Below are 943 nucleotides of genomic sequence, written 5' to 3'. Positions count from 1 at the left end.
GTCGGCGTTCAGGCCGCCGTCGACATCCATCAATTGCGCGGTGCCCTTGGGCTCCCACAGGTGCTCCTGTTCGCGGGTCAGTTGCACCCGCACCGGCTTGCCCACCGCACGCGACAGCAGCAAGGCGTCGGCGCATACATCATCGGCGCAGTTGCGGCCGTAGCAGCCGGCGGCCTCCATGCGAATCACGTCGATGGACGCTTCCGGGCATTCCAGCAACCAGGCCAGGTCGGCCCGCAGCAGGTGCGGGTTCTGGCTGCCCGACCAGACGCGGCTGCCACCGGGCTGATAATCCGCCACGCCACAGGACGGGCCGATGGAGCCGTGCATCTGGTATGGCCACAGGTAGGTGCGCGGCATGCGCTGGCTGGCGGCGGCCAGGGCTGCGTCGACGTTGCCCTGGTCGAGCACGGTGCGGCGTACCCGCGGGTTGTCGCGGATTGCCTGCTCCACATCGCTCATGTCCGGCAGTGGGTGGTTCCAGGGTTTCCAGTGCACCTGCAGTTCCTGGGCGGCCTTGATTGCCTGCTCTTCGCGCAATGCCACCACGCCGACAAAATCACGGATCACCACCACCGCAACAATGCCCGGGATATGGGCGATGGAAGACTCGTCGACCTTCAGCAGGCTGTTGCCGACAAAGTCACCGCAATCCAGGCCCGCATACGGCGGGCGGATCACCCGACCGTGGAGCATGTCCGGCACGCGCATGTCGTGCACGTACGTCAGTTCGCCGGTGGCCTTGCCCGGGATATCCACCCGGGCTGCGCCCTTGCCCACCAGGCGGTAATCGGCGGTGGCCTTGAGCGGTGCATCGCCGCTGATGCGCAGTTGGTCATGCTCGCCCGTCACCAGTTCGCCATAAGTGATGGTGCGCCCGTCTTCGCCGCGGATAACGCCTGCGTCGACCTTGAGACTTTGAGCATTTACGGACCAGCGTTGC

1 protein-coding gene is annotated in these 943 nt (G+C 66.1%); it reads right to left on the bottom strand.

Translation table 11 applies throughout. The features are described 5' to 3' along the window. Positions 1-943 (bottom strand): molybdopterin cofactor-binding domain-containing protein (locus HX846_RS38190; RefSeq protein ID WP_178967576.1); only part of this gene is annotated, 943 nt, incomplete at both ends.

Source organism: Pseudomonas sp. K5002 (genome assembly GCF_013386655.1).
Classification (GTDB): Bacteria; Pseudomonadota; Gammaproteobacteria; order Pseudomonadales; family Pseudomonadaceae; genus Aquipseudomonas.
Note: the sequence above shows the minus strand (reverse complement) of the source record. Positions and strands in the feature narration are given on the sequence as shown.